Origin of the sequence: Nocardiopsis prasina DSM 43845 (assembly GCF_000341265.1) — a bacterium.
Taxonomy (GTDB): Bacteria; Actinomycetota; Actinomycetes; order Streptosporangiales; family Streptosporangiaceae; genus Nocardiopsis; species Nocardiopsis prasina.
This window is the reverse complement of sequence record NZ_ANAE01000181.1, coordinates 16,404-40,213: the sequence shown is the minus strand read 5'-3', so window position 1 is coordinate 40,213 and position 23,810 is coordinate 16,404. Positions and strand designations below refer to the sequence as shown.

Annotated in this window: 15 protein-coding genes and 1 pseudogene; 4 read left to right on the top strand and 12 right to left on the bottom strand. The window is 70.8% G+C overall.

Features of this window, described 5'->3' with window-relative positions; genetic code table 11:
- Positions 1 to 4 precede the first annotated feature (4 nt).
- Positions 5 to 1,489, bottom strand: coding sequence for an FAD-linked oxidase C-terminal domain-containing protein (locus D452_RS0122130; protein WP_017546327.1), 1,485 nt, complete (start codon positions 1,487 to 1,489; stop codon positions 5 to 7).
- 223 nt (positions 1,490 to 1,712) lie between these two features.
- On the bottom strand, positions 1,713 to 3,317 hold the full coding sequence (gene aceB, locus D452_RS0122125; RefSeq protein ID WP_017546326.1) for a malate synthase A: 1,605 nt from the start codon (positions 3,315 to 3,317) through the stop codon (positions 1,713 to 1,715).
- 336 nt (positions 3,318 to 3,653) lie between these two features.
- Here aceB and hflX point away from each other — a divergent pair, with 336 nt between their 5' ends.
- Together hflX and D452_RS0122115 are read left to right on the top strand one after the other, a co-directional pair.
- Positions 3,654 to 5,165: a GTPase HflX gene (gene hflX / locus D452_RS0122120; protein WP_017546325.1), complete on the top strand. Its 1,512-nt coding sequence runs from the start codon at positions 3,654 to 3,656 to the stop codon at positions 5,163 to 5,165.
- 469 nt (positions 5,166 to 5,634) lie between these two features.
- A pseudogene (locus tag D452_RS0122115) lies at positions 5,635 to 6,801 on the top strand (amidohydrolase family protein); the annotation flags it as partial.
- 140 nt (positions 6,802 to 6,941) lie between these two features.
- On the opposite strand, the gene holA reads toward D452_RS0122115, so the two are convergent.
- The 5 genes from holA to D452_RS0122090 all read right to left on the bottom strand — a co-directional run bounded on the left by holA (position 6,942) and on the right by D452_RS0122090 (position 14,065).
- Positions 6,942 to 7,904 (bottom strand): DNA polymerase III subunit delta, encoded by a 963-nt coding sequence (gene holA, locus D452_RS31040; protein ID WP_026129569.1) that lies wholly within the window; start codon positions 7,902 to 7,904, stop codon positions 6,942 to 6,944.
- 156 nt (positions 7,905 to 8,060) lie between these two features.
- A complete protein-coding gene (locus D452_RS0122105; protein ID WP_026129568.1) occupies positions 8,061 to 10,391 on the bottom strand; it encodes a ComEC/Rec2 family competence protein in 2,331 nt (776 codons plus the stop codon).
- A 2-nt stretch (positions 10,392 to 10,393) separates the two neighbouring features.
- Positions 10,394 to 12,154, bottom strand: coding sequence for a helix-hairpin-helix domain-containing protein (locus D452_RS31115; protein WP_017546320.1), 1,761 nt, complete (start codon positions 12,152 to 12,154; stop codon positions 10,394 to 10,396).
- Positions 12,155 to 12,550: 396 nt separating this feature from the next.
- Positions 12,551 to 12,820 carry a 30S ribosomal protein S20 gene (gene rpsT, locus D452_RS0122095; RefSeq protein WP_017546319.1) on the bottom strand — a complete coding sequence of 90 codons (270 nt, stop codon included), beginning with the start codon at positions 12,818 to 12,820 and terminating at the stop codon, positions 12,551 to 12,553.
- Positions 12,821 to 13,075: 255 nt separating this feature from the next.
- Positions 13,076 to 14,065, bottom strand: a complete 990-nt coding sequence (locus D452_RS0122090; RefSeq protein WP_026129566.1) for a hypothetical protein — start codon at positions 14,063 to 14,065, stop codon at positions 13,076 to 13,078.
- Between the two features lie 271 nt (positions 14,066 to 14,336).
- Between D452_RS0122090 and lepA the strand changes: the two genes are divergently transcribed.
- Entirely contained in the window at positions 14,337 to 16,178 is a 1,842-nt protein-coding gene (lepA, locus tag D452_RS0122085) for a translation elongation factor 4 (RefSeq protein ID WP_017546317.1), read from the top strand.
- A gap of 139 nt (positions 16,179 to 16,317) precedes the next feature.
- On the opposite strand, the gene D452_RS0122080 is transcribed toward lepA, so the two are convergent.
- From D452_RS0122080 to D452_RS0122060, 5 genes are all read right to left on the bottom strand, one after another.
- Complete coding sequence (locus tag D452_RS0122080; protein ID WP_017546316.1) at positions 16,318 to 17,223, bottom strand: sugar ABC transporter permease; 906 nt, start codon at positions 17,221 to 17,223, stop codon at positions 16,318 to 16,320.
- The gene (locus tag D452_RS0122075) at positions 17,220 to 18,836 is read right to left on the bottom strand and encodes an ABC transporter permease subunit (RefSeq protein WP_017546315.1); all 1,617 of its coding nucleotides are present in this window, start codon (positions 18,834 to 18,836) and stop codon (positions 17,220 to 17,222) included. The genes D452_RS0122080 and D452_RS0122075 overlap by 4 nt, the downstream gene beginning before the upstream one ends.
- A gap of 2 nt (positions 18,837 to 18,838) precedes the next feature.
- The gene (locus tag D452_RS0122070) at positions 18,839 to 20,086 is read right to left on the bottom strand and encodes a sugar ABC transporter substrate-binding protein (RefSeq protein ID WP_017546314.1); all 1,248 of its coding nucleotides are present in this window, start codon (positions 20,084 to 20,086) and stop codon (positions 18,839 to 18,841) included.
- Between the two features lie 199 nt (positions 20,087 to 20,285).
- Positions 20,286 to 20,558, bottom strand: coding sequence for a hypothetical protein (locus D452_RS0122065; RefSeq protein ID WP_017546313.1), 273 nt, complete (start codon positions 20,556 to 20,558; stop codon positions 20,286 to 20,288).
- Positions 20,559 to 20,988: 430 nt separating this feature from the next.
- Positions 20,989 to 22,590 (bottom strand): glycoside hydrolase family 13 protein, encoded by a 1,602-nt coding sequence (locus tag D452_RS0122060; protein WP_017546312.1) that lies wholly within the window; start codon positions 22,588 to 22,590, stop codon positions 20,989 to 20,991.
- A gap of 96 nt (positions 22,591 to 22,686) precedes the next feature.
- On the opposite strand from D452_RS0122060, the gene D452_RS0122055 reads away from it, so the two are divergent.
- Positions 22,687 to 23,778 (top strand): LacI family DNA-binding transcriptional regulator, encoded by a 1,092-nt coding sequence (locus tag D452_RS0122055; RefSeq protein ID WP_017546311.1) that lies wholly within the window; start codon positions 22,687 to 22,689, stop codon positions 23,776 to 23,778.
- Positions 23,779 to 23,810 lie beyond the last annotated feature (32 nt).

The following is a 23,810-nucleotide window of genomic DNA, read 5'->3' as shown; positions in this document are numbered from 1 at the left end:
CGGATCAGAACTGCTCGGCCTCCCCGGACGCGACCAGCGGATGGACCCCGGTGCGCACCCCCGGCCGCTCACCGCACAGCCGCGGCGTGGGCAACAGCTTCTCCGGGTTGGCGATCCCGTCCGGGTCGAAGGCCCGCCGGAACAGGTCGAAGGTCTCCAACGCGGCGTCGTCGAACATGCGGGGCATCTTGCACGCCTTGTCCACGCCCACACCGTGTTCGCCGGTGATGGAGCCGCCGTGCTCGATGCACAGGTCCAGGATCGCCCCGGACACCCGCTCGGCGCGCTCGCCCGCGCCGGGCTCGGCGTCGTCGAACAGCACGAGCGGGTGCAGGTTGCCGTCTCCGGCGTGGAACACGTTGGCCACCCGGATGCCGGACTCCTCCGACAGTGCGGCGATCCGGCCCAGCACCTCGCCCAGGGCGGTGCGCGGCACCACCCCGTCCTGGACGATGTAGGACGGGCTGATCCGGCCCACGGCCGCGAAGGCCGACTTACGCCCCTTCCAGATGAGGGCGCGCTCCTCGGCACCGCTGGCCGCGCGGGTCTCGAAGGAACCGGCGTCCGCGCACAGGGCGGTGACCCGCTCGAGCTGGGCGTCGACCTCCTCAGCGGGGCCGTCCAGCTCCACCACCAGCACGGCGGCGGCGCCCTCGGGGTAGTCGCAGGCCACGGCCAGCTCGGCGGCCTCGATGGCCAGGGCGTCCATCATCTCGATGGCGGACGGCAGCACCCCGGCGGAGATGATGGCGCTCACGGCCTGCCCGCCCGCGTCCAGCGAGGTGAACGCCGACAGCAGGGTGACGGTCTTCTCGGGGGAGCGGGTCAGGGACACGGTGACGCGCGTGGCCACGCCCAGGGTGCCCTCCGAGCCGACGAAGGCCCCGATGAGGTCGTATCCGTGCGCGCCCGGAGCCTTGCCGCCGAGTTCCACGATCTCGCCCGCCGGGGTGACGATCTGGAGTCCGCGCACGTGGTTGACGGTGAACCCGTACTTGAGACAGTGGGCTCCGCCGGAGTTCTCCGCGACGTTGCCGCCGACCGAGCACACCTGCTGGCTGGAGGGGTCGGGCGCGTAGTAGTAGCCGTGGGGGCTGGCGGCCCGGGTGATGTCGAGGTTGGCCACGCCCGGTTCGACCACGGCGCACTCGTTCTCGACGTCGATCTCGACGATGCGGCGCATGCGTGAGGTGACCAGGAGTACGCCCTCGGCGTGGGGGAGCGCCCCCGCAGACAGGCCGGTGCCCGCTCCGCGCGGGACGTAGGGGACGCGGTGCCTGGCGCAGAGCCGGATCACGGCGGCGACCTGCTCGGTGGTGGTCGGCATGACCACGACACCGGGGGTCGCGCGGTGGTAGGTGAGGCCGTCGCTCTCGTAGACGCGTCGTTGGGAGGGGTCGGTCAGGACCCCGTCCTCGCCGCAGATCTCGCGCAGCCGGGGAACCAGGGCGGTCAGCACCGTGGGCGTGTCGGGTGCGGACGTGGTCATGGGCGCCTCCCGGTTCCGTACGGAGAACACGGCTGGGGGTGGCGTTCTCCGACTTCGGCCTCGCAAGGGGACCGTACGACCGTGCCCCCTGCCGAAGCAAGGGGCACGGTGGAAACGGCATTTCGTTGTGTGAAACCGATGGGGGTCCGACGGGCCCGTGGGGCGAACTCCGCGGATCGGCCCGATCCGTCCAGGTTGGCCGCGCTGGACGGGTCCCGGTTCGCTACGGCATGCGCTCGTAGGCGGGCAGGGTCAGGAAGTCGACGTAGTCGTCGTCCAGGGCGACCTCGGTGAAGAGCTCGCTGGCCTGCTTGTACAGGTCCTCGTTGAAGTTGGCGCCGAGGGACTCGCGGATGGCGGCCAGCTCCTCGCCGATGATCTGCCTGACCAGCTCGGCGGTGACCTTCTCACCGCCGTCCAGGGTGACGTCGTTGTGCAGCCACTGCCAGATCTGGGACCGCGAGATCTCGGCGGTGGCGGCGTCCTCCATGAGGTTGTGGATCGCCACCGCGCCGTTGCCGCCCATCCACGCCGCCAGGTACTGGAGGGCGACGTTGACGTTGCCGCGCAGACCGGCGAGCGTCACGCCGCCCGGGGTCTGGTCCACGGAGAGCAGGTCGGCGGCGGTCACCTCGACCTCGGGGCGCTGCTTGTCGATCTGGTTGGGGCGGTCGCCCAGGACGCCGTCGAAGATCTCGCGGGCGATCGGGACCAGGTCGGGGTGGGCGACCCAGGAGCCGTCGAAGCCGTCGCCGGACTCGCGGGACTTGTCGTCGCGGACCTTGGCGAAGGCGTTCCGGTTGACCTCCTCGTCCCTGCGGGAGGGGATGAAGGCGGCCATGCCGCCGATGGCGTGGGCGCCGCGCTTGTGGCAGGTCTTGACCAGCAGTTCGGTGTAGGCGCGCATCATGGGCGCGGTCATGGTGACGGCGTTGCGCTCGGGCAGCAGGAACCTGCGGCCCCGGGTGCGGTGGGTCTTGATGATGCTGAAGAGGTAGTCCCAGCGACCGGCGTTGAGACCGGCGGAGTGCTCGCGCAGCTCGTAGAGGATCTCCTCCATCTCGAACGCGGCCGGGATGGTCTCGATCAGGCAGGTGGCGCGGATGGTCCCGCGGGGGATCTCCAGGCGCTCCTGGGCCAGCACGAAGATGTCGTTCCAGAGACGGGCCTCGAGGTGGCTCTGCATCTTCGGCAGGTAGAAGTAGGGGCCCTTGCCCTTGGCGATCTGGCGCTTGGCGCTGTGGAAGAAGTACAGCGCGAAGTCGACGATGCCGCCGCTGGCGCGCTGGCCGTCGACGAGGACGTGCTTCTCGTCCAGGTGCCAGCCGCGCGGGCGGACCACGATCGTGGCCAGCTCGGAGTCGTCCTTGAGGGCGTAGGTCTTGCCCTGGGGGGAGGTGAAGTCGATCTCGCGGTCCAGGGCGTCACGCAGGTTGAGCTGCCCCTGGATCATGTTCTCCCACAGCGGGGTGTTGGCGTCCTCGAAGTCGGCCAGCCAGACCTTGGCGCCGGAGTTGAGCGCGTTGATCGTCATCTTGCGGTCCGTGGGACCGGTGATCTCGACGCGGCGGTCGGTGATGCCAGGGGCGGCCGGTGCCACCTTCCAGCTGTCGTCCTCGCGGATGTGCCTGGTCTCGGGGAGGAAGTCGAGGTCCTCTCCGGCGGCGATCCGCTCCTCGCGGGTCCGACGCGCGGCCAGCAGCTCCCGGCGTCGCGACTCGAAGGTGCGGTGCAGCTCGGCGACGAGGGCGAGGGCCTCCTCGGTGAGGATCTCGTCGAACCGATCGTTGAGGGGGCCGGTGATCTCGACCCCGTGCGTGGCGCCCATGGATAACCTTCCGCAATACGAAATAAGCTTCTGGTATGTGGAAATGAAGCTACTATCTTGATGTCGAGCGGTCAACGTCACTCACACGCTTGATCAGTGGAGATCTTCATGAAGGCGGAAGTATGTCCAAAGTTCCGGCGGAAGATCTGCGCTTCTTGAGAGTCCGATCTACTCCAAGGGTCTCACGCGCCCACGCGGCGGCATGGCCTGTGTCACGTTCCCTGCGATAATTCGGATGCCCTGCCCGAGCGGAGGTGCGAGCATCGTGATCACGGGCCGCCGACTCCGCTCCGGGAAGAACCATGGCGGCACATGCGTTGACCCACCTGGAGGGATATGAATACAGCTGACACCCACGGAAGCGACCACGCGGGCCACGAGGGCCACGGCGAGGACGACTTCCGTGAGGGGAGCACCATCGGCGGCGAGGCCACCGGCGGTGCCCACCACGAGGACCAGGGTCACGCACCCGACCAGGGCGAGATGGAGCTGGCCGAACGGCACGCGCTCCGCCGCGTCCAGGGGCTGTCCACCGAGCTCACCGACGTCACCGAGGTCGAGTACCGGAAGCTGCGGCTGGAACGAGTCGTGCTCATCGGCGTCTGGACCAGGGGGAACCAGGCCGAGGCCGACAACTCACTGACCGAACTCGCCGCACTCGCCGAGACGGCTGGCGCCCTCGTCCTCGAAGGACTCACCCAGCGCCGCTCCAAGCCCGACCCCGCGACCTATGTCGGCAAGGGCAAGGCGGCGGAACTGCGCGACATCGTCGAGGCCACCGGCGCCGACACCGTCATCTGCGACGGTGAACTCACCCCCGGCCAGCTGCGCCAGCTGGAGGACGTCGTGAAGGTCAAGGTGGTCGACAGGACCGCCCTGATCCTCGACATCTTCGCCCAGCACGCCAGCAGCAGCGAGGGCAAGGCCCAGGTCGAACTCGCCCAGCTCAACTACCTGCTCCCGCGACTGCGCGGCTGGGGTGACTCCCTGTCCCGACAGGCGGGCGGCTCCGGCGGAGGCGGCGCGGGCGGTGGCGTGGGACTGCGCGGTCCCGGTGAGACCAAGATCGAGACCGACCGCCGGCGCATCAACGACAAGATGGCCAAGCTGCGCCGTCAGCTCGCCCACATGCGTACCGCGCGCGAGGTCAAGAAGGACGTCCGCCGTACCCGCGAGGTGCCCTCGGTGGCGATCGCCGGGTACACCAACGCGGGCAAGTCGAGCCTGCTCAACCGGCTCACCGGAGCCGGGGTGCTGGTGGAGAACGCGCTGTTCGCCACCCTGGACCCGACCGTCCGTCAGGCCCGCACGCCCGACGGCCGCGGCTTCACGCTGAGCGACACCGTCGGCTTCGTCCGGCACCTGCCGCACCAGCTGGTGGAGGCGTTCCGCTCCACCCTGGAGGAGGTCGCCGACTCCGACCTGATCCTGCACGTGGTCGACGGTTCCCACCCCGACCCCGAACAGCAGATCAGCGCGGTCCGTGAGGTGTTCGCCGAGATCGAGGCCGTGGACGTGCCCGAGCTCATCGTGGTGAACAAGGTCGACGCCGCCGACCCGGACACGCTCAAGACGCTGCGCACGCGCTACCCCGACCTGGTCGAGGTGTCGGCGCGCACCGGCGAGGGCGTCGCCGCACTGGTCACCGCGCTGGCCGAGGCGCTGCCCGAGCTCGCCAAGGAAGTGCGGGCCCTGGTCCCGTACTCGCGGGGCGACCTCATCGCCAGGGTGCACGAGGAGGGCCGCATCATCAGCGAGGAGCACACCGGAGACGGCACGGCGCTGCACGCCTTCGTCCCCGAACTGCTCGCCGCCAAGCTCGACGAGTACACGCCCAGCAACGTCTGAACCCGGGCGGGTCGGAGAACACACGGCCGGGACGTCCCCGTGACGTCCCGGCCGCGTTGTGTCGGGAACGCCCCCCCCGGGAGAGTGGAGCCCTGAGCCCTCACGTTCCGCGTGAAAGGCGGCAGCGAAGAATCCGGGCGTGGAAGGCCAGCTCAACGGGGGTCCAGGTGGTCTTCATCACTCTGCTTGCTTGCGAGTTTCGCTCGTTAACGCTCGCATTCGTCCCCTCGGGGAGGTGTACACGGGCTCCGAGGATGGACTACGGTTTCGGAGCACTGGCCGGCAGTGATCGCTGTCCCCCCGGGCCGATGCGAACCCCCACTGTCAAGGCACCGCGAGGCGACTCCGGGTCGCCCACGGCCCTGTCGGAATCGCATCCAGATACGAGGTCGCCATGCCCGCCCGCGCACCCCACGCCCCTGCTCCGCGCGTCCCGCGGCGGATCTGACCGGCGAGGGCGGACCACCCCATGACGGTAGTACTCCTCACCAACATCGGTCGGCTGTGGACCGGGAACGAGCTGCTCACCAAAGCCGCCATCCTGATGGACAACGACCGGATCGCCTGGGTCGGCCACGCGGCCGAGCTCCCCCAACGCATCCCCGGAGTGATGGAGGACCTCACCGAGGTCGACGAGGTCGTCAACATCGGCGGCGGACTCATCACCCCCGGCCTGGTCGACGCCCACTGCCACCCCGTCTACGCGGGCGACCGGTACGCCGAGGTCAACATGTGGGCCAAGGGCGCCACCCGCGCGGACATCTTCGCGGCCGGCGGCGGGGTCTCGACGACCGTCACCATCACCCGGGGGACCGACCCCTGGACGCTGTGCAACGCGGTCCGGGAACGACTCCGGCACTGGGTGCTGTCCGGCAGCACCACGGTGGAGGCCAAGACCGGCTACCACCTCACCCGGGACGGCGAACTCGCCGACGTGCGTCTGCTGCGCTCCCTGGAGGAGGAACCCGGCATGCCCCGCCTGCACGTCACGTTCTTCCCCGCGCACGGGGTCCCACCGGAGTTCTTCGGCCGCCCCAAGGAGTACGTGGCCACCGCGGCCTCCTGGCTCAGCGACGCCGCCATGGCCGGGGCGGACGGCGTGGACGTGTACTGCGACAACCAGCAGTTCACCACCGAGGACGCCCACATGCTCCTGGGCGTGGGCCAGTCCGTGGGTCTGCGCACCACCCTGCACGCCTGCTCGCGGCCCCGGCACGGGGCCGTGCGGATGGCGGCCGAGCTGGGCTGCTCCTCGGTGGACCTCGTCCACGAGGCCGACGACGAGGACCTGCTCGCCCTGGCGTCCACCCGCACCCCCGTCGTGGCCTGCCCCACCACTGCCCTGCACGAGCGCCGCACCCCGCCGGTGCGCGCCCTGCTCGACCACGGCGTCCCCGTGGGTCTGGGCACCGACCACAACCCGGGCCAGTCGGGAACCACGTCCATGCCGCTGGTCATCTCCCTCGCGGTGTCCATGTTCGAGATGACCGTCCAGGAGGCGCTCAACGCCGCCACGGCGGGCAGCGCGCACGCGCTGGGTCTGAACGACCGGGGCATGATCGCTCCGGGGATGCTGGCCGACCTGGTGCAGTGGGACGCCGACCACGAGGGAGCCTTCGCGTGGTCCATGGGCCTGCANGGGGGGGGGCCGGCCGCCCCATCCACTGAGGTCACCCGGGGAGCGCGTCGAGCATCGGACACCGGTGCCGGGTTCGTGGGCGCCCCCCGCGTCCCTGGTCAGGGTTCAGTGATCGCTGCCGAGGCTTGCGGTTCCGTTCAGCGGGTGCCTCGGGCGCGGGCGATCTCGATCACCGCGCGCTCCAGCGCGTACTCGGGATCGCGTCCGGCACCCTTGATGAGCGCGTCGGTCTCGGCGATCACCGCCATCGCCCGGGTCACCCCGGCCGCGTTCCACCCACGAGCCTGCTGACGCAGGGTACGCAGCTTCCACGGCGGTACCTTGGCCCGCTTGGCCAGCTCCGCCTCGTTCATGCCGCGCGGAGGCTGGGCGGCCACCGCGATCCCGCGCACGGCACCGGCCAGGGCGCTGTTGATGAGCACCGGGGCGGTACCCACCGCGAGGGACCAGCGCAGCTGTTCCAGGGCCTCGGGCAGGCGACCCTCCACGGCACGGTCGGCGACGGTGAATCCCGAGGCCTCCGCCTTGCCGGAGTGGTACCTGGCCACCGCCGCCGCGTCCACCCTGCCCTCGGTGTCCGCGATCAGCTGGGTGCAGGCCGCGGCGATCTCACGCAGCTCGGTGCCGACCGCGTCCACCAGCGCCTGCGCGGCGTCCTGAGTGATCTGCCGTCCGGCGGAGGAGAACTCGCTCTTGACGAAGGCGACCCGCTCGGGCCCCTTGGTGGGACCCTTGCAGTCCACCCGCTGGGCTCCGGCCTTCACCGCGGCCTGGAGCAGTGCCTTGCCCTTGGCGCCACCCGCGTGGGTGAGCACCATGAACACGTCGTCGGCGGGCGCCTTGAGGTAGTCGGTGACGGTCGCCGCCAGATCCTTGACCAGGTCCTGGGAGGAGCGGATCACCACCACCCGGCGGTCGCCGAAGAGCGAGGGCGACGTGACCTCCACCAGGGTGGACAGGCCCACCTGGGCGGGCACGAGGTCGTGGACGTCCACCTCGGGGTCTTCCGCGCGGGCCGAGGCGACGACAGCGGCCACGGCCCGGTCGACGAGGAGCTCCTCGTCGCCGACGATGAGCGTGATGAGGGCGGGTGCAGGCATACAACGAGGATGCCACGCTCCACCGACCAACCGGTGCCCGATGGCCCATAGCTGCTTGCCTCCTCGCCCCCAGGCCCTGTTCGTGCCTTCGCTCCCGGGGCGTGTGTCCGCGACAGTGCCTTGCCGAGTCGGACGCCCACCTCGCGGCGGCGCTACCTACGGGTCGGGTCTCGGGCCACGGGTGGCCACCCGTACCGGTCCGCCCAGGACGGCGACGTCACCGTCGAGGTCGGTGCGCGCGTGCGCCTGCGCCATCCCCTCCAGCACTCCCACCGTGAACGGGGTGGGGTGGCCGTAGGAGTTCTCCCGGCCAGCGGAGGTGACCGCCACCGTCGCCTCCGTGGCTGTGAGGAAGGCGGGGACCTGGGTGTTCGAGCCGTGGTGGGGCGTGGTCAGCACCGTCACCGACAACAGCTCGGCTTCGGGCTCGCGCAGCAGTGCGCTCTGGGCCTCCATCTCGATGTCCCCGGTGAGCAGCACGGACATCTGCGGGCCGTCGGCCCGCACGACCACCGAGGTGTCGTTCACCGACCCCACGAACCCGCTCCTGGGCCAGAGCACCCGCAGCAGCCACGGACCCACCCGGAACCGCTGCCCCCGCTGCGCCTCGTGCAGTTCCACCCCCTCCTCTGCCAACAGACGGCCCGCCGGGCCCTCACCGAACCCCGGCGGGGCCAGCGCCACCGGAACCCTCCGGTGCCGCAGCACGCCGGGTGCGCCGTCCACGTGATCGGCGTGGTCGTGGCTGAGGACCAGCAGCGGCACCACGCGTATCCCCAGGCGGTCCAGACAGCCGTCCACCAGGTCCGGGTCGTCCCCGGTGTCGAAGACCACAGCCTCCCCTCCCCCCGCGGACAGCACGAACGCGTCCCCCTGGCCCACGTCGCAGGCGACCAGGGCCCATCCAGGAGGCGGCCACCCTCCCGGCACGCAGCGGGCGGCCAACCCCAGGACCAGCACGGCCACCGCCACGGCGGCGAGCACCCGCCGGGTCAGGCCACGGGTCAGCAGGAACACCAGCAGCACCACGGCCAACAACAGGCCGCCCACCACGTCCGACCGCCAGGGCAGCGCGCCGTAGGGGACCCGCGCCCCGGTCTCGGCCACGAGGGCGATCCAGGACACACCCAGCCCGGGCAGGGGCACCAGGAAGGCGGCGCCGCCCGGCCACACCGACGCCAGAGCGGTCAGCGCCGATCCGGACACGGTCACCACCGCCACCACGGGCGCGGCCAGCACGTTGGCCGGGATCGCCACCCAGGACACCTCGCCGGACAGCAGCACCAGCACGGGCGCGACCGCCACCTGCGCGGCCACCGCGACCGCGAAGCCCTCGGCCACCGGCCGGGGCCAGCGTTCCGACCAGGCCCGGGCCCAACCGGGAACGAGCACCAGAATTCCCGCCGTGGCCAGCACAGACAGCGCGAACCCGTAGGACGCGGCCAGGCCGGGCGCGACGAACAGCACCCCCACCACGGTGGCGCACAGAGCCCGCATCCCCGCCTGCGCTCTGCCGGTGGCCAACGCCAACAGACCCAGGGACCCCATGAACGCCGCCCGCACCACGCTCGGCTCGGGACGGCACACCAGGACGAACACCCAGATCATCAGGGCGCCGCCCAGCACCGCGCACCAGGTGGGCGCGCGTGTCCACCTGGCCACCCCCAGAACGAACCCGGTGAGGATCGCGAGGTTGGCGCCGCTGACGGTGAGCAGGTGCGTCATCCCGGTGGCTCGGAAGTCCTCGGCCGTGCGTTCCGGCAACGCGGACACGTCACCGACGATCAGTGCCGGGAGGAGCCCCCGCTCGGGCTGGGACAGACCTGCGGAGGCCTCGCGCAGGCCCGACCGGACCTCACCCGCGAACGCCTGAAACCTCCCGGGTTCGCCCACCGCCTCCGGAGGACCCCGCACGAGTACCAGGGCGGCGGTGAGCTGGTCGTCGTCCGAGGCCAGGAAGGAACCGCGCGCCTCGAAGCTCTGGCCCGGCAGCAGCCCCTCCCAGCCCGGTCCGGAGGCCAGTACCACCACCGGGGCTCGCGACACCCGCTCCGCACCGTCCACCCGAACCCACTCGGTGTGCGCGGGCACCACCCACTCGGCTCGGCCCGGACGCGGCAGGCCGGCCCTGGAACGCGGATCGGTGGTGACCACCGCGCGGAAGGCCGCCTCACCGCCCTGTTCCGTGGCCTCCGTGGCGGCACTGGAGGCGGTCCGATGCACGTGGACGCCCGCCACCGCCGCCACCGTCGCGCCACAGGCCAACGTGGCGACCAGGGCCAACGCCGGAGCCTCCAGTACGTGGTGGTGCACCATGAGTGCCGCCAGCGCTGCGAAACCCAGCACTCCCGCGAACGACCACGCGAGCCATGGTGGGACGGCCAGTGCGCCGAGCGCGGCCAGCCAGGCGGCGACGGCGGGGAGAAACAGTTTGAGGTCCGGCGGTCGGTCCAGACCGTGCGCGTCGGTACCCAGCCAGCTGACCACCCTCACCCCACCGTCACGTGGGGTTCGAGGTTCCTGAACGTCTTCTCCGCGATGCCGTCCACACCCAGCAGGTCCTCGACGCCGCTGAACGCCCCGCCGAGCGACTCACGGTGGGCGAGGATCTGCTGGGCCTTCTTCTGCCCGATCCCCGGAAGCGTCTCGAGTTCGGCCTGCCCGGCCAGGTTGAGGTTGACCGGGGGGCCGCTGCCCTCGGGTCCGTCACCCGACCCACCGTCCGGTTGGGGGACTCCCACGAGGACGCGTTCGCCGTCAGTCAACGGCCGGGCGAGGTTGACCAGGTCCAGGTCGGCTTCGGGCAACGGACCGCCCGCCTCCTCCACCGCGTCGGCCACGCGCGATCCGGCGGGCATGGTGTACAGCCCGGGCTCGGCGACCTCACCGCCCACGTGCACCACCACGTCCCCGCCCGGTTCCGCGGACTCCTCACCCGTTCCGCCCCCGTCCCCGGGCGCGGTCTCTTGGTCCGTGTCATGGCCGACCGGGGAGGCCTGGTCCGCCAGGTCGGACACGGTCACCTCTTCGGGGCGGTCACGCAGGGCCAGGAAGGCACCCGCCACGGCGAGCAGCCCCACGACCAACAGGGCCACCACCGCCCGCCGGGACAGCGCGGAGTGGGAGCCCCAACGCTCGGCCACCCGTTCCAGGACCGAACCAGGACCCTCAGGAGACAGTTCCGTGTACCCGGACGGTGGCCGGGCCGCAGCCTGGCTCAGGCCCTCTCGCCCGCCCGGAGGTCGCCCCGGCCCAGGCGCGTGCCGGGCCCCGGGCCCGGACTCGGGTCCGCCCTCGGGTGCCACGACGACCGGCTGCTCCCACGTTGGCCGCTCCCGTTCGCCAGTGCCTGCGGAGTCGTTGGCCAGGGCCTCCGGGGCGAACTCGGACACCACCTCGTGGTGCTGTCGCACGGTGGGGCCGGACCGGAGTTCCGAGGGCCGCCCGGCCTGATCGCCGACTGAGTCGCCGTCGTACGTCCAGGGTTCCTGGCCGGGCTCGGGCTCGGGAGCGACCTCGTGGTGCCGTCGCGCGGTGTGGCCGGTCCGGAGTCGGGGCCCCGGGTGCCCTCCCTGCCGCGCGTCTGCGGCGCCGTCGTCCCAGTCCTCGGGGGCCGTCCCGTGGAGCCGCCGCGCCGCATCGTTCCAGGACTCGGGTGGCCGCCGGGCTGCGGAGTCCGTCAGCGCGGTGTCGTGGCCGTCGAGTTCGGGGTCTTCGAAGGGCCGTACCGACGTCCCGGACCAGCCGTCCGAGGAAACCCCCTCGTGCGGTTTCGCGGGTGTGCCCACCCAGGAGGCCGGGGGTGCTGCGCCGCCCGAGACGGGAGACACCTCACCCGGTGGTGGTTCCTCCCGGGGGTCGAGTTGGGAGGAGGCGCTGGGGAGGCCGCCGGGGTTCGGTGTGATTCGGACGGTGGGCGAGGACTCCGGGTCCAGGGAGTCCTCCGGCGGCCACTCCGTCTGATCCGTGGCCGCGGCCGTTCCGTTCCACAGCGGTCCCGGTGGGGAGGGAGAGGTCCAGTGCGGGCTCCGCCCCGGCTCGTGGCCGTCGGGGAGGTAGGGGGTATCCGCCCCGCCGACCGCGTAGGGAGGCCGGGGGAGGGTCACCACGGACGTGGGATCGGGAAGGGGGCTGGGGGCGAGGACGCGCGGCGGTTCGGCGGTGGGGGAGGAGCCCAGGCCGAGGGTGCGGAGCCGTTCCTCGGGGTCTGACAGGGGAGATGTGCGCCGCGACCGGCGCGAAGCGGTCATGGATCCAACGCTAGGTAGGCCGGAACCCCCTGTCATCGGCCAGTTTCGATCTGTGGATAACTCGCCGGGGCGCGGGGCACCCGGTTTCGGGCAGGCTCGCGCGGGCGGAGACCGAGGCTCCCCCGATATCGAGCAAACCAGGATCGGCGCCGACGATCCAGGGGGCCGGTGCGACCTGTGGACAACTCCCACACGAGGGAGTTCCCGGGCCCAGAGGCTGGGCCCGTGTGCGCCCCCGGTCCCACACCGGTTTCGAGGACCCGCGCTGGGCGGCCCGCCGCGTCAGGTCAGGACCAGCCGGGGCGATCGGACGGGCCCGCGCGGGAGGCGCTGGGCATGACGAAGGGCCCGGTCCTGGCGGACCGGGCCCTCGCGAAGCCTTCTTGCCCTGAGTCCCTAGGCGGACTGAAGGGCGTCCAGGCGCTTGGCGATCGCGCTCTTGCGGTTCGCGGCCTGGTTCTTGTGGATGACGCCCTTGCTGCTGGCCTTGTCCAGGGCGCGAGCGGCGTCACGCTGCGCGACGGTGGCCTGCTCGACGTTCCCGGCCTCGGCAGCTTCGCGGAACTTCCGAACGGCCGTCTTCAGGGAAGAGCGCACCGCCTGGTTGCGGACACGAGCCTTCTCGTTCTGCCGAATGCGCTTCTTCTGCGACTTGATGTTCGCCATGCGAAAACGTGCTCCAGTTACTGTGATCTTCGCGTCGGTCGAACAGGCGGCTCATCCCATGGGCAGCCGTTCCATGAGAGGCCTGCGTGGGCGCCGACGCAGGGTGTGTGTGAGTCCACAGGGCTCAAATTCGAACGTGGAAGTCCGAGACACGGACTTCTCAGTATGCCGCACCACGCGGACCACTCGGGACCCCGGGGGTGCGCACCGCCCGTTCGCCCCCTCGGGGTGGGCCACCGCGCGCTCCCGGAACCGTCACCGCTCTTCCACCGGGGACAGCCAGGCCGTCCGGTAGGCGGTCAGATCACCCTCCGCGGCCTCGTCCACCAGGTACAGGGACACGCCCAGGGTCATCGTCTCCGGGACCTCCTCGACCCTCGACATCCCCAACCGGACGGCGGCGATCGCGGTCAGCGCCGTCTCGTTCTCCGTGACCGGCCCCCACTGTTCGCTCTCGTAGGTCGGAACCCCGAACCTCACGGTGACGTCCTCGCGGGTGCGCAGCGCCGTCACCGCCTCGGTCACCTGCCGCACCATGAACCCGCCGTACAACCCCGCCGAGGGCATGTTCGCCCCCACCCCCGGCAGCACCACCTGGTCCGCGTGCTCGGTCACCCGGTCCAGATATCCCTTCGACCAGTACTTCTCCTCGCCGCCCGCGACGAACGACGCGACCCGCCCACCGGGCACCAGCTCCACGTGATGGGCCTGGACCGACAGCAGCGCGTCCTCGTCCAGCTCCTCCCGCACCAGTTCCATGAGGGAGGGCAGGGACGGGTCGTTCACCGTCACCGGACGGATCTCCAGGTGCACCCCGTCGAACCCGTCCGCGCCCACCTCGGCGACGACCGGGGCCAGGGCCTCCCGGGCCGGGGCGTCGAACCGGTCCCGGATGAGCGACGAACCCGACTCCACGTGCCGCAGCCACGCCAGCGCCTCGACGTCGGGGAAGTTCGCGTCCAGCCACGACAGCAGGGCCCCGGTGTCCGGCACCCGCTCCACACCGCCGTCCGCGTCCACCTCACCCGCGTACACGTACAGCGTGCTCACCGAGCCCGTGTCCAGCAGGCCCTCCAGGGCCCCCGTGTCCGCCCAAGAACCCACCCACGCCGCGTCCGCGCCCTGGGAGGCGGCCCAGTCCTCGGGCGACCCCGAGTACTGGTAGGCCAGCAGCGCGCCGGCGCCCACCACCACGACCAGGACCGCCGCCACTCCGGCCAGCAACCGTTTCAGTAGCCACTTCACCCGTACGCCACCCGCTCTCGTCCGGCGCCCTCGTCCGCTGGGCACCCGCATCGCCCGTTTCCGGTCCCAGGTCGCATAATCTGGACTCAGGTCCCGCGCTCGCGCCCATACTGCCGTATCCTCACCGGCCGCTTCCGGTGAGGACGGTCTCGGCGCCGTGGGATGATGGACGACGCCGTGGCCGGATGGTCTTCCCATCACCGAGAGCCCGGCGGGGCGGCGCCACCCCAGGCGCGCGACGACCCACACCCAACCCTGTGAACGGAGCACGGTGGCACAGCCGAACTGGACCGATCCCGCGCTGATCCGCAACTTCTGCATCATCGCGCACATCGACCATGGCAAGTCGACGCTGGCCGACCGGATGCTCCAGATCACGGGCGTCGTCGAGGACCGTCAGATGCGCGCCCAGTACCTGGACCGCATGGACATCGAGCGCGAGCGCGGCATCACGATCAAGTCGCAGGCCGTGCGCATCCCGTTCACGGCCGTGGACGACCGGACCTACACGCTCGACCTCATCGACACCCCCGGCCACGTCGACTTCACCTACGAGGTGTCGCGCTCCCTGGCCGCGTGTGAGGGCGCGATCCTGCTGGTCGACGCCGCGCAGGGCATCGAGGCCCAGACCCTCGCCAACCTCTACATGGCGCTGGAGAACGACCTCACCATCATCCCGGTCCTGAACAAGATCGACCTGCCCGCCGCGCAGCCCGAGAAGTACGCCGAGGAGCTCGCCGGGATCATCGGCTGCGAGGCCTCCGACGTCCTCAAGGTGAGCGCGAAGACCGGCGAGGGCGTCGAGGACCTGCTCAACGAGATCGTCAACCAGATCCCGCCGCCCGTCGGCCAGGCCGACGCCCCGGCCCGCGCGATGATCTTCGACTCGGTCTACGACACCTACCGCGGCGTGGTCACCTACGTTCGGGTCGTGGACGGTCACCTCAGCCCGCGTGAGCGCATCCAGATGATGTCCACCAAGGCCTCCCACGAGATCCTGGAGATCGGCGTCAGCTCGCCCGAGCCGACCAAGTGCCAGGGACTGGGCGTGGGCGAGGTCGGCTACATCATCACCGGCGTGAAGGACGTGCGCCAGTCCAAGGTGGGTGACACCATCACCTCCCTGGCCAAGCCCGCCACCGACATGCTCGGCGGCTACCAGGAACCCAAGCCGATGGTGTTCTCGGGCCTGTACCCGATCGAGGGCACCGACTACCCGGTGCTGCGCGACGCCCTGGAGAAGCTCCAGCTGAACGACGCCGCGCTGGCCTTCGAGCCGGAGACCTCCGCGGCCCTCGGCTTCGGCTTCCGCTGCGGCTTCCTGGGCCTGCTCCACCTGGAGATCACCCGCGCCCGCCTCGAGCGCGAGTTCAACCTCGACCTCATCTCCACCGCGCCCAACGTGATCTACCGCGTGGACATGGAGGACGGCGCCGAGCACGTGGTGACCAACCCCAGCGAGTTCCCCACCGGCAAGATCGAGGGCATCTACGAGCCGATGGTCAAGGCCACGGTCCTGAGCCCCTCCGACTACATCGGTCAGATCATGGAGCTGTGCCAGGACCGCCGCGGTGAGCTCCAGGGCATGGACTACCTGTCCGAGGACCGCGTCGAGATGCGGTACACGCTGCCCATGGCGGAGATCGTCTTCGACTTCTTCGACGCCCTCAAGTCCCGGACCAAGGGGTACGCCTCCCTGGACTACGAGCCCATCGGCGAGCAGAAGGCCGACCTCGTCAAGGTGGACATCCTCCTCCAGGGCGAGCCGGTCGACGCGTTCTCCGCGATCGTCCACAAGGAGAAGTCCTATGCCTACGGTGTGGAGATGACCAAGAAGCTGCGCGAGCTCATCCCGCGGCAGCAGTTCGAGGTCCCGGTCCAGGCCGCCATCGGCGCCCGGGTCATCGCTCGTGAGAACATCCGCGCCATCCGCAAGGACGTGCTCTCCAAGTGCTACGGCGGCGACATCAGCCGTAAGCGCAAGCTGCTGGAGAAGCAGAAGGAGGGCAAGAAGCGGATGAAGATGGTCGGCCGGGTCGAGGTGCCCCAGGAGGCCTTCATCTCCGCGCTGTCCACCGACACCAGCGGTGCCGAGGACAAGAAGAAGAAGTAGGGGAGGGCCCCGGTCGGCGCACCGCCGCCCGGGGGCCGGTACCGACGAGAGAGGGGCGCCCCCGCCAGGGAGCGCCCCTCGCCTCGTGTGCCGTGCGAGCGCACGGAGTGTGCCCCGGGCCCTGGCGGACCGGAACCAGCTATCCCTTCACCGCCCCGGCGGTGAGCCCGTCGCTGATGTAGCGCTGGAGGAACCAGAACACGATCAGCGTGGGCAGGGACAGCATCAGCGCGCCCACCGCGAACATCCCGAAGTTGGCGTTGCGCTGCGAGGCGACCAGTTGGTACAGCCCCAGGCCCAGCGTCTTGGCGTCCGTGTCCCTCAGGAACACGCTGGCCATCAGGAACTCGTTGATGGTGGAGATGAACACCAGCAGCGCCACGATCGCCAGCACCGGGGTCACCAGCGGGAGCATGATCCGGAAGAACACCTGCGCGTGGGTGGCGCCGTCGATCTGAGCCGACTCGTCCAGTTCCTTCGGCACCGTGTCGAAGAAGCCCTTCATCAGCCACGTGTTGATGCTCAGCGCGCCTCCCAGGTACACCAGCAGCAGACCCCACCGGGTGTCGAAGCCGATCGCCGGGTACAGCTCACCGATGTTGGAGAACATCAGGTAGATGGCGACGATCGCCAGGAACTGCGGGAACATCTGGATGATGAGGAGGCCGATCAGTCCCACCCTGCGCCCCTTGAACCGCATCCGGCTGAAGGCGTAGGCCGCCAGCGCGGAGAGCAGCACCGTCACCGCCGCGTTGGTGGTCGCGAAGAACAGCGAGTTCGCGTACCAGGTGGTGAACGGCGTGTTCCGGAACAGGTCCCGGGCGTTGTCCAGGCTCGCCCCGGTCGGCCACAGCTGCGCGCTGCTCAGGGTGCCGACGGGGTTGAGGGCGGCCGAGACCACGAACAGCACGGGGAAGGTCGCGAAGGCCACGACCACCACCATGACCGCGTGCCGCCACCCCAGACGTCGGGCCCACAGCGCGAACCGGGTGGCTCCGCTGCGCGTGTGGGGCGCGCGTACCGCATCGGGAACGCCGACCGTCATCGGTCCACCTCCTTGAGGGCCTTGCTCCGACTCAGGCTGACCACGGAGATCACGGAGACGATGAGGAAGATCATCACCGAAAGCGCCGCCGCGTACCCGTACTGCGCCGTGGCCTCGTTGAAGGCCAGCCGGTAGGTGTAGGTGATGAGCAGGTCCGTGCCGCCCGCCGTCGGGTTGTCCGGCGAGAACGGCCCGCCCCTGGTGATCAGCCACACCGCGTTGAAGTTGTTGAAGTTGAACGCGAACGTGGCGATGAGGATCGGGGTCATGGCGACCATCAGCAGCGGCAGAGTGACGTGCCGGAAGGCCTGCCACGGTCCCGCTCCGTCGATCTGCGCCGCCTGCCCCAGCTCGCGCGGGATCGCCTGCAGCGCCCCGGTGGCCACCAGGAACATGTACGGGTACCCCAGCCACACGTTGGCGAGGATGACGGCGGCCCGGGCGGTCCACACATCGCCCAGCCAGTCGACCTGGAGCCCGAGCATCCGGTTGAAGAGGCCGAAGTCGGTGTTGAACATGTCCCGCCACAGCAGGAACATGGCCAGCGAACTCATGGCGTAGGGCAGGATCACCAGGACGCGGTAGAGCACCTTGCCGCGCATCCTCGGCACGTGCAGGGTCAGGGCGATCCCCAGCCCCACCACGAACACCAGCCCGGTGACGGACACCGCGAACACCAGGTTCCACAGCAGGATGCCGAAGAACGAGCTGGCGAAGGTCGGGTTGAGCAGGAAGCGCGCGAAGTTGTCGAGACCGACGTTGACCTGCCAGCCCTGGGCCAGCCGCTGTCCGTCCTCGTTGTAGAACGCGCCGCGTTCGTTGTCGGCCGTGTAGACCTCACCGCTCTCGGAGTCGGTGACGCAGTCGCAACCCTGGTCGTAGACCCGGACGGCGCTGCCCTCGAACGCGCTGGACAGCCCGCTGGAGCGGATGCCCGATCCGTCGTCGGTGGGGACCGCGAACTCCTGGAGTTCGTCGCTGCGCGCGTTCACCTCGGCGGGCGTCAGGATCGTGTACCCGAACGCGCCGGTGACCTTCCCGGCCGCGTCGACGTCGGCGCCGCCGAGGTCGCTCAGACCGTCCGCGGTGCCCACGTGGGCGTGGCCCTCGGCGTCGGTGAGCAGGAAGGCCAGATCACCGGTGTCGGGGTCTCCCGTGGTGGCGACGGTGAGCACGTACTCGGGGGAGTCGGGGTCGCGGGTGACCGAGAACGCCTCGATGGCCGCGATCGCCCGGTCCTTGTCGCCCCGGTGGCCGTCGCTGAGGTTGGTCACCGAGGTGCTCATCGTGTAGAGCACCGGCAGGATCTGGAACGCCAGGAGGAACACCACACCCGGGACCAGGTACTTCGCCGGGACGGTGCGCTTGGACAGGTAGACGTAGTAGACCAGGCCGACCACCAAGGCGACCAGGCCGATGCCCCACCAGTTGCCCGCCACGTACAACGGCAGGACCGCCCACACGCCGAAGGCGGTGAACACGCCGAGCAGGGCGATCCTGACGAGCTGGCCGACGATCGACCCGTTGGCGGCGAACCGGCCCCCGGGCAGCGGTGGACGGGCGGGCGTCCCGGGGGAGGGCGGGCCCGCGCCGTCGCGGCTGGAAGCTGCCACCTCTACTGGCCGATCTGCTCGGCGATGGTGTCGTGGGCGGCCTCCATGGCCTCGCGGACGTCCCCGCCCGCGATGGCCTGGGCCTGAGCCTGGCCCAGCGGGTCCCAGGTCTCGCCCATCTCGGGGATCGAGGGCATCGGCATGCCCTCGGCGCCGGCCTCGGCGATCGCGGCGATGTTGGCGTCGTCCGCGGAGACGGCCTCCAGCGCCTCGCTCTGCACGGGGGTGCGCGGGTCGGCGTCGTAGAGGCTGAGAATGAAGTCGGTGGAGGTGACGTAGTTGGTCACGAACTCCTGGGCCAGGGCACTGTTGGCGCTGCCTTCGGTGACGAAGAAGGCGTGGTAGCCGATGTAGGGGCTGGCCGGGGCCTCGCCCTCGAAGCCGGGGATGGGGCTGATCCCGAAGTCGATGCCCGCGTCGTTGGCGTCACCGATGTTCCACGGCCCGGCGATGAAGAAGGGTGCCTCCTCCTCGTAGAAGAGGTTGGCGTCGTTCTCGGTGTCGATGGAGCGGCGCAGCACGCCCTCCCCGTCCTCCCCGTACTCGGCGATCCTCTCCATGGCGGCGACGGACTCGTCCGACCCCACGCCGAGGTCGGCGGGGTCCCAGGTGCCGGTCTCGTCCTGCCCGAAGAGGTAGCCGCCCGCCGAGGTGAACAGGGCGTTCATCCGGAAGGGCTCGCCCTCCTGACCGATCGCCATCGCGAGGACCTCGCTGGTCTCACCCGCGTCCTTGAGTTCACCGCCGACCTCGACGAGCTCCTCGAAGGTCTCCGGGGCGTCGGGGACCAGCGCCGTGTTGCGCATCAGGAAGATGTTCTCCTGGGAGTACGGGACGCCGAAGAGCTGCCCGTCGTAGGAGAGCGCCTCGACGGCGGTCTCGTCCACGGCCCCGGCCTGGTCGCCGGTGAGCTCGACCGGGGAGACCGCGCCGTTGCGGACCAGGTTGCCGGTCCAGTCGTGCGCCCCGATGAAGACGTCGGGGGCGTTGCCCGCCTGGTGGGCGTTGAGGAGGTCGCCCTGGATGTCGTCGAAGGCCAGTCCCTGGACGTCCACCTCGATACCGTTGGCCTCGGCGAACTCGGTGGCCGCGCTCTGGATGGCGTCGGCGCGTTCGGGGTCGGACCAGATGACGAGGGTGCCCTCGGCGGCTCCCTCGTCGCCACCGTCCGGACCGTCGCTGCTGCATGCGGTCGCCACCAGGGCGATCGCGGCGATACCGGCGGCCGCTGAAGCGCTGCGGGATCTCATGGTGTCTTCCTTCCGGGAGGACTGCGGAGGTGGGGCGCATGCGGGTCACCGGGGGGACCGGGTCCGTTGCGGGCATGCGTGGTGATGTGACGTTAGCAATAACTTGCAGGCTTTGAAAGTCTTTGCAGGCGCCCGGGATAAAGATGTGGAAACACCCCGGAAACGAAGGGGGCGACCGGTGCGGGGAGTGGCTCCCCGCTCACTCCGGGTCGGTGTTGCGCTCTGCGGGGGCCTCCAGGATCAGCCGTTCGGCCTCGGCCAGTGCCTCGGCCGGGTCCCCTCCGCCGAAGTGGTCCGCGCTGGCCTGCGAGAACGGGCTCCACGCCGCCTCCGCCCCGGGAATGGCGGGCGTCGGAAGGGCACCCTCGCCCGCGCGATGGAAGGCCGCCGAGTCCTGGGCGGCCACCGTCTCCAGCGCCGCGTCCGGCGCGGGAACGCGCGGCCACGCCCAGGTTCGCGGGGTCGGGGTCACCCGAGGCGTCCTCCCCGGACAGGTAACCGCCGACCGAGGAGAAGAACGGGTGGATGTGCTGGGCGTCGCCCTCATCGCCCCACCGGACCCTCAGTACCCGGGCCACCGCACCCGAGCCCACCACGTCCGTGCCGGTCTCCGCCATCGCCTCCGACGAACCGGGGCTCCCGAGCAGGCGGGTGTTGCGGGACGGCGCCGGCTTCTCGGTCGGTTGGGGCACCCGTACGCGCGGCCATCAGGGCGTCCAGGGCGCCCGCGGAGAACAGGTCGGCGTCGTCGGCGGACGGGCCCGACGGGACGACAGACCCCGCCTCCGGCGGGACCCCGGCGAGCGGGCGGGCCCCGTGGAAGGTGATGTGAAGGCGGACCGGGTGGAGGCGGGTGCCGGACGGCGCTCGCACCGTCCGGCACCCATGGGCTCACGGCCCGGTCAGACGCGCAGCCACGCCGAGGTCTCGGCGGGCAGGGACAGCGCGCCGTCGGCCAGTTCGGCGCCGGGGCCGCTGGCCACCAGGACCTCACCGGAGGCAGGCAGCTCGACGGCGTCACCGCTCAGGTTGACCGCCACCCGCACACCGGGCTCGCGCCCGAAGTACAGGACGCCCTCGGGGGAGTCCAGCCAGCTCATCGAGCCGTCGCCCAGGGCCTCCAGCTCACGGCGCAGACCGAGGGCGGCGGTGTACAGCTCCAGGGTCGAACCCTCCACACCGCGCTGACAGGCGCGGGCCAGCTCCGCCCACACCTCGGGGACCGGCAGCCACGGCGTGCTGCCGTCGGGGCCGAACCCGTACGGGGCGGCGTCGCCCTCCCACGGCAGCGGCACGCGGCATCCGTCGCGGCCCCGCTCGGTGCGGCCCGAACGCTCCCAGGTGGGGTCCTGGAGCGACTCCTCCGGGAGGTCGGTGACCTCCGGCAGGCCCAGCTCCTCGCCCTGGTACAGGTAGACCGAACCGGGCAGGCCCAGCATCAGCAGGGTGGCCGCGCGCGCACGCCGCAGCCCCTGGTCGCCACCACCGAAGCGGGTCACGTGCCGGGTGACGTCGTGGTTGGACAGCACCCACGTGGTCGTCGCCCCGACGGCGCCGTTGGCGGCCAGGGAACCGTCGATCACCTCGCGCAGGCGCCCGGCGTCCCACGGCGCGGTGAGGTACTCGAAGTTGAACGCCTGGTGCAGCTCGTCCGGGCGCAGGTAGCGCGCCACCCGCTCGGCGTCCTCCACCCAGGCCTCGGCCACAAGCGTCCGGTCGCCCGGGTACCCGGCGGCGATACGCGACCAGCGGCGGTAGATGTCGTGGACGCCGTCCTGGTCGAAGTAGGGCAGCGAGGTGCTGCCGTCGAGCAGGTCCGCCTTGGCGTCGGGGTCGATGTCGGGCAGCGCCGGGTCCTTGACCATGCCGTGCGCCACGTCGATCCGGAACCCGTCCACCCCGCGGTCCAGCCAGAAGCGCAGGACGTCGTCGAACTCGTCGTGGACCTCCTGGTTGCTCCAGTCGAAGTCCGGCTGCTCGGGGTCGAACAGGTGCAGGTACCACTGCTCGGGGGTGCCGTCGGCGGTCTTGAGGCGGGTCCAGGCCGGACCGCCGAAGATCGACTTCCAGTTGTTGGGCGGCTCCTCGCCGTCCGGCCCCCGGCCGTCACGGAAGACGTACCGCGAACGCGCGGCGCTGCCCGGTTCGGCGGCCACGGCCTCGCGGAACCAGCGGTGCGCGGAGGAGGAGTGGTTGGGGACCACGTCGATGATCATGCGGATGCCCAGTTCGTGGGCGGTGGACAGGAGGGCGTCGAAGTCCTCCAGGGTGCCGAACCGGGGGTCGACGTCGCGGTAGTCGGCGACGTCGTAGCCGCCGTCGGCCAGCGGCGAGACGTAGAAGGGGGTCAGCCAGATCGCGTCCACGCCGAGCTCGGCCAGCTGGGGGAGGCGCTCGCGGATGCCGGTGAGGTCGCCCTCGCCGTCCCCGTTGGAATCGGCGAAGCTGCGCACGTAGATCTGGTAGATGGCCGCCTCGCGCCACCAGTGAGACTGGTCCTTCATCTGTGGGGGTCCTTCCGGATCATGGCTGCAAGTTCTTGCGCAAGATTACCGCCAACTTTCGTCCCTGTGTCAGGATTCTCGACTAGAGTTGCCAGCATGGGTCCACGACTTGCCGACATCGCACGGCACGCAGGCGTCAGCGAGGCCACCGTCTCGCGGGTGCTCAACGACAAGCCCGGCGTCGGCAGCGACACGCGCAAGGCCGTTCTCACCGCGCTCGACGTGCTCGGATACGAACGCCCCGCCCGGCTGCGCCAGCGCTCCGCCGGACTGGTCGGCATGGTCATCCCCGAGTTGGAGAACCCGGTCTTCCCGATGTTCGCCCAGGCGGCCGAAGGCGCCCTGGCGCAGCGCGGGTACACGCCCGTGCTGTGCACCCAGACCCCCGGCGGGATATCAGAGGACGAGTACGTGGAACTCCTCCTGGAGCGCAACGTCTCCGGCATCCTCTTCGTCTCCGGAAAGCACGCCGACACCACCGCCTCGCACGAGCGCTACCAGGCCCTGGTCTCCCGGCGGCTGCCGATCGTGCTGGTCAACGGCTACACGGAGTCCGTCCCGGCGGCCTTCATCTCCGCCGACGACCGCGAGGCCGGACGCCTGGCCGTCAACCACCTCGTCGCCCTCGGCCACACCCGCATCGGCTTCACCAGCGGACCCGAGCGCTACGTCCCGGTCCGCCGCAAACTGGAGGGCTACCACCAGGCCCTCGCCGAGCACGGCCTGGACGGCGACGACCTCGTCCAGCTCTCCCTCTTCGGTGTGGAGGGCGGGCACGCCGCCGCGGGCAGACTCATCGAACGCGGCGTCACCGCCATGGTCTGCGGCTCCGACATCATGGCCCTGGGCGCCATCCGCGCCGCCCGCCAGCACGGACTGCGCGTACCCCAGGACTTCTCCGTGGTCGGCTACGACGACTCCCAGCTCATCGCCTTCACGGACCCGCCGCTGACCACCGTCCGCCAGCCCGTCAACGCGATGGCCATGGCCGCCGTGCGGGCCCTGTGCGACGAGATCGCCGGTCACCCCGTCTCACACGCCGAGTACGTCTTCGACCCCGAGCTGGTCGTGCGCGGCTCCACGGCGGCCGCCCCCGCGGAGTCCCTGCCCGGCCCGTCCGCGCAGAGCCACCTGGACGTCCCCTCCTCACTGCGCAGGGACCCCCAGGACGCCACCCAAGGAGTCTGATCCCGGGCCTCCCCGGACGGGCCACCCGGCGC